The 5,329-nt window shown below is 44.2% G+C and carries 5 protein-coding genes and 2 pseudogenes; 6 read left to right on the forward strand and 1 reads right to left on the reverse strand.

Annotation, left to right across the window (positions count from 1 at the left end; genetic code table 11):
• A pseudogene (locus B4J23_RS12655) lies at positions 1-126 on the forward strand (alpha/beta fold hydrolase); the annotation flags it as partial.
• A gap of 376 nt (positions 127-502) precedes the next feature.
• Here the strand turns inward: B4J23_RS12655 and hcaR are convergent.
• Positions 503-1,411, reverse strand: coding sequence for a DNA-binding transcriptional regulator HcaR (gene hcaR, locus B4J23_RS12660; protein ID WP_291361070.1), 909 nt, complete (start codon positions 1,409-1,411; stop codon positions 503-505).
• Between the two features lie 280 nt (positions 1,412-1,691).
• Between hcaR and hcaE the strand changes: the two genes are divergently transcribed.
• From hcaE to B4J23_RS12685, 5 genes and pseudogenes are all read left to right on the forward strand, one after another.
• Complete coding sequence (gene hcaE / locus B4J23_RS12665) at positions 1,692-3,059, forward strand: 3-phenylpropionate/cinnamic acid dioxygenase subunit alpha (RefSeq protein WP_004781815.1); 1,368 nt, start codon at positions 1,692-1,694, stop codon at positions 3,057-3,059.
• Entirely contained in the window at positions 3,056-3,574 is a 519-nt protein-coding gene (gene hcaF, locus B4J23_RS12670; RefSeq protein WP_291361074.1) for a 3-phenylpropionate/cinnamic acid dioxygenase subunit beta, read from the forward strand. The genes hcaE and hcaF overlap by 4 nt, the downstream gene beginning before the upstream one ends.
• The gene (hcaC, locus tag B4J23_RS12675) at positions 3,574-3,900 is read left to right on the forward strand and encodes a 3-phenylpropionate/cinnamic acid dioxygenase ferredoxin subunit (protein WP_004781817.1); all 327 of its coding nucleotides are present in this window, start codon (positions 3,574-3,576) and stop codon (positions 3,898-3,900) included. Before hcaF ends, hcaC begins: the two co-directional genes overlap by 1 nt.
• A gap of 2 nt (positions 3,901-3,902) precedes the next feature.
• Complete coding sequence (hcaB, locus tag B4J23_RS12680) at positions 3,903-4,718, forward strand: 3-phenylpropionate-dihydrodiol/cinnamic acid-dihydrodiol dehydrogenase (RefSeq protein WP_004781818.1); 816 nt, start codon at positions 3,903-3,905, stop codon at positions 4,716-4,718.
• A 67-nt stretch (positions 4,719-4,785) separates the two neighbouring features.
• Positions 4,786-5,329, forward strand: a pseudogene (locus B4J23_RS12685) (3-carboxyethylcatechol 2,3-dioxygenase); the annotation flags it as partial.

A 5,329-nucleotide genomic window follows, 5' to 3' on the forward strand; every position in this document is an offset into this window, starting at 1 on the left:
CTGAACATCGTGCCAAATGCTGATGCACACATCTTCAGTCAATGTGGTCACTGGTCTCAAGTTGAAAAATCAGATGAGTTCAACACTGTGATCAAAAACTACCTGGCTGTACACGGCGTAAAATAAGTCGTAAACAGTTTAGAAAAAGGATGGCTTCGGTCATCCTTTTTTCTTTCTAAAATATTTGATTTACAGCTGCCAAATGAACACCATTTCATTCAGTGAATTTTTTAAACATTTTTAATGCTTTTTAGCTATTAATCAGAATTTCAAAAATTAAAATGGGCCTTAGACTTCTTATTAGACTTAAGTTGTAAAAGAAGCCTAATTTGAGCAAAAATTAAACCTAATAAGCCATGGTCGGAGATGTTGGAAGCCAAGCTAGATGTGGTCTGTCATAGGAAAAATGAATATAAAATGAAATTTTGATCAGAAAAAATAAAAACAAAAAAGCACACGTATTCTCAGAGGAAATTACGTGTGCTGCTATAAAAATAGAAAATTAATGTGGTTCGTCGCGGTTAATGTCTAGGTAGAATACGCGAGTCAGGAGTTCCAGGAACTTCTTCACTGCGACTGAATTACTATCCTTGCGATAGCTAACATAAAGATCTAAAAAGGGAAGTTCTACATCCAGCGGGCGGATTACAGTATTGTTCATGGTCAATGGTGCGATATAGCCTGGCAGAATGGCACAGCCCAAACCAATCCCGATCGAGTTGATATTAAACAGAATATTATCGGCCTTTTGCACAATATTAAGCTCAATGCCATTGGTCTTGGCAAATTCCATAATCGTATTGTGCAGGGTCTGTGACTGTTCTGCAGATGGAATAATAAAATCTATACCATTCAGTAATTTAACTGGAATACGGTCGTATTTCGCTAAAGGATGATCCTTCGGCAAAATGAAGATCAATGGCTCACGAATCACAAACTGGCTTTCAATTTCATCACTATGGAAATTGTGACGGGTAAAGGTCAGATCCAGTTCACCTTTCTTCAATAATCGCATTTGCTCATTATTGTTCAGACTGAGCAATTCAATTTTTAAATCAGGGTTTTGCACGCGCAGATTCGGCAAGATATACGGGAAGATTTTCATCTCTGCGACAGGGACGAAACCGAGGCGTAGCATCTGCTGCTTGGCCTGTGAGACTTGACGGGCCATGGCAATCGCCTTATCGGCTTGTGCCAGCGTTAGGCGAGCCTGTTCAAGGAATACAGCACCTTCTTCGGTCAGTTCGACTTTACGCTTGGTACGGTGTAGCAGTTTGACACCGACATCTTCTTCCAAATCTTTGATTTGCTGACTAAGTGATGGCTGAGCCGTGTAAAGTTTGAGTGCTGCCTTACTGAAGTTGAGTTCTTCAGCCACAGTAATGAAGTAGCGGAGGTGTCGTAATTCCATATCATCAGCCCGTCGAGTAATCCAAAAAATGTCTTACTATAATTTCAGAAGAGTATAATCTATAAACAACTATGTCGTGAAGATTATTTTGTCATTTAGAAAGTAAATGCCTTGGAGGGAGCGATTAGTGTTTTAATATAAAAATACACGCCTAGAATAATTGCTTAAAACTATTAATTGAAACAAAAAAAATATTTCCCCAAAACCGCCCTAAAATCCATCATCGTTGAAAAGTTGAGTCTATTACTTTGTGCCATAACTGGTCACAGGAGAGCTTTTCATGAGTGGAAAAATTGATGTGCGCGAAATCGACGCTTTAGTCGATGCACAAAATGGACGTATCACGCCATCTATCTATACAGATCCTGACATTTACGAATTAGAACTTGAACGTGTCTTCGGTCGTACATGGTTATTCCTTTGCCATGAAAGCCAAATTCCTAAGGCTGGTGATTTCTTCAATACCTACATGGGTGAAGATCCAATCATCGTGGCACGCCAAAAAGATGGCTCAATCAAAGCATTCTTAAACCAATGCCGTCACCGTTCTATGCGCGTAAGCTTCGCAGACTGTGGTAATACACGTGCGTTCACTTGCCCATACCACGGCTGGTCATACGGTATTGATGGTTCTCTAAAAGACATCCCGCTTGAAGATCGTGCTTACCCACATGGTGCATGTAAAGAACAATGGGGTCTGGTAGAAGTTAACCGTGTTAAATCATACAAAGGCCTGATTTTCGGATGCTGGGATGAAACGACTCCAGATCTAGAAGAATACATGGGCGATATCGCTTGGTACCTGGACGGTGTTGTCGATCGTCGTGAAGGCGGTACTGTGATTGTGGGTGGTGTACACAAATGGGAAATCGAGTGTAACTGGAAATTTGCAGCTGAACAGTTCGCATCTGACCAATATCACGCGTTGTTCTCTCACGCATCTGCAATTCAGGTGCTTGGTGCGAAACCAGACGACGAATCTTCTAAGAAATTAGGTGCTGCACAAACTGCTCGTCCAGTTTGGGAAACTGCGAAAGACGCGATCCAATACGGTTCACGCGGTCACGGTTCAGGCTTCTTCTTCACAGAGAAACCAGATGCAAACGTATGGGTTGACGGTGAAGTAGCGAACTACTTCCGTGAAACTTACGAAGAAGTGAAAGAACGCCTAGGTGAAACTCGTGCGCTGCGTCTTGCAGGTCATAACACTATGTTCCCAACATTATCTTGGTTGAACGGTACTGCGACTCTTCGTGTATGGCACCCACGTGGTCCAAACAAAACTGAAGTTTGGGCATTCTGTATCTGTGATGCGGACGCGCCAGAAGATGTACAAGCAGCATTTGAACGTTCTGCAACTCGTGCCTTCGGTCCTGCAGGCTTCCTGGAGCAAGATGACTCTGAAAACTGGATCGAAATCCAAAAAGTTTTACGTGGTTACAAAGCGCGTCAAAACAAACTCATTATGGAAATGGGTAAAGGTAACGAGAAAGTACGTGAAGATGGTATCCCGGGTATCACTAACTATATTTTCTCTGAAACTGCAGCACGTGGTATGTACCGCCGTTGGGCAGATTTATTGATTCATGAAAAATGGGAAGACGTTGAAGCTGCGGCTGACGAATATGAGAAGGAGCTTATGAAATGAGTCAAATCAGTTTAGAACTTCATCACCAAATTAGTCAGTTCCTGTATCAAGAAGCCAAGCTTCTTGATGACTGGAAATTCCGCGAGTGGTTAGACACGCTAGCTGAAGATATTTCTTACACGCTACGTACTACACCAAACGCTCAAACGCGTGACCGTCGTCGTTCAGTTGAACCACCTACTACCTGGGTATTCAACGATACGAAAGATCTTCTGGAACGTCGTGTTGCACGTCTGGAAACTGGTATGGCTTGGGCTGAAGAACCTCCATCACGTACCACTCACATGGTGAGCAACGTGATTGTTGAGCCGACTCAAGTTGAAGGCGAATACGATGTGTACGTGACATACCTTCTGTACCGTACCCAGAAAGAGAAAGACGTTACGATTTACTGTGGTAAACGTCATGACAAGATCCGCAAAGTTGAAGGCGGCCTGGGCTTCCAGATCTTCAACCGTAAGATCACCCTTGACCAAGTTACCTATAACTCACATAACCTGAGTGTGTTCTTCTAATGAATAAGATTTTTGTTTGCCAAGTTGACGAATTAGACGAAGGCGAAGCGTTAAAAGTGGATTGCGGCGTAAACGGTATCGAAGCGCTTGCAGTATTCAACAACGGTGGCGAATTCTTCGCAATGAACGACCGCTGTTCACACGGTAATGCTTCTATGTCTGAAGGCTACCTTGAAGACGATGGTACAGTGGAATGTCCACTTCACGCAGCTCGCTTCTGTTTGAAAACAGGTCAGGCACTTTGCTTACCAGCAACTGACCCAATTCAAACATTCCCAGTTGTACTTGAAGATGGTGCGTTATACGTAGAGATGGCAGGAGAGTAATCATGGGTTGGCTACAAGGCGAAGTTGCACTGATCACGGGTGGTGGTTCAGGTCTCGGTTGGGCACTGGTAGAACGTTTCCTGGAAGAGGGCGCACAAGTGGCCGTTCTTCAACGTTCACAGTCTAAAGTCGATGCACTGAACGCACATTTTGGTGACCGCGTGCTGGCAATCGCAGGTGATGTGGCCAGCTATGAAGACAACGTCCGCGCTGTTAAAGCGACTGTAGAGCGTTACGGTAAACTCGACTGTTTCGTGGGTAATGCCGGTATCTGGGATCACTATGCCGATATCGTCAATACTTCAGGTGAGCAGCTGGAAAAAGCCTTTGATGAGATTATGGGGATTAATACCAAATCTCTGATCTTGGGTGCCAAAGCTGCACTTGATGAGCTCGTGAAATCTGAAGGTTCGATCATTTTCACACTGTCAAATTCTGCACTTTATTCTGCAGGTGGCGGTCCGGTTTACACTGCATCAAAACATGCCGGTGTAGGCATTATGAAAGAACTGGCTTATGAACTTGCACCTAAAGTCCGAGTCAATGCCGTTGCGCCATCAGGTATGAATGTGAATATCAAAGGTGCTGCATCTTTGGGTCAGGAAAATCTTGGCCTGCTCGATGCACGTGATCCTGAGAAAATCGCACGTGGCATGCCACTGAATTTCTTACCTGAGCCGGAAGATATGACTGGTTCATATGTGCTCTTGGCATCTCGTCAAAATAACCGTCCTTTGACTGGTGTTCTGATCAATGCAGAATGCGGTCTGGGGATTCGTGGTCTACGTCAGCCACGTGCCGGTTTCTTTGACGAATAAAAATCTAGTCTGAAATGGACTTTTCGGCAGCCTGTTCTAAGGCTGCCTTCCTTTTAAGGAGTCTCTCATGGCCGTTAAACTTATTTGTGCATCGCACAGTCCTTTAATGGAATTTGCTTCACCGCAGGAAAAACGCAAAGAACAGGCTGTTCGTGAAGCGTTTGAAAAACTGTCTGCTGAAGTAAAAGCTTACGACCCAACCCTGATCATTACCTTTGGTCCTGACCATTTCAATGGTTTCTTCTATGACCTGATGCCAAGTTTCTGCGTGGGTATCCGTGCAAAAGCAGCAGGTGACTGGGACTACGGTAAAGACAACGACCATATCGATGTGCCAGAAGACAAAGCTTTGGGCTTGGTTCGTCGTGTACTCGATGAGGGCGTGGACGTTGCGTATTCTTACCGTATGCAAGCCGACCATGGCGTGACTCAGCCATTGCACTTCCTGTGTGAAGGCAAACTTGATCGTTATCCAACGATTCCAATTTTCATTAATGGTGCTGCAGCACCAATGCCAACGACTAAGCGTACGATCGCTTTAGGCCGTGCTGTAGGTCAATTCATCAAGTCTTTAAACCTTGAAAATGAACGTGTCCTTGTTTTAGGTACAG

This window comes from Acinetobacter sp. UBA3025, from assembly GCF_002367915.1.
GTDB lineage: Bacteria > Pseudomonadota > Gammaproteobacteria > Pseudomonadales > Moraxellaceae > Acinetobacter.

What these genes read in the sequence shown, in the direction of transcription:
- hcaB (WP_004781818.1), top strand. Translation starts at nt 3,903, where the DNA reads ATGGGTTGGCTACAAGGCGAAGTTGCACTGATCACGGGTGGTGGTTCA.
- hcaF (WP_291361074.1), top strand. Translation starts at nt 3,056, where the DNA reads ATGAGTCAAATCAGTTTAGAACTTCATCACCAAATTAGTCAGTTCCTG.
- hcaR (WP_291361070.1), bottom strand. Translation starts at nt 1,411, where the DNA reads ATGGAATTACGACACCTCCGCTACTTCATTACTGTGGCTGAAGAACTC.
- hcaC (WP_004781817.1), top strand. Translation starts at nt 3,574, where the DNA reads ATGAATAAGATTTTTGTTTGCCAAGTTGACGAATTAGACGAAGGCGAA.
- hcaE (WP_004781815.1), top strand. Translation starts at nt 1,692, where the DNA reads ATGAGTGGAAAAATTGATGTGCGCGAAATCGACGCTTTAGTCGATGCA.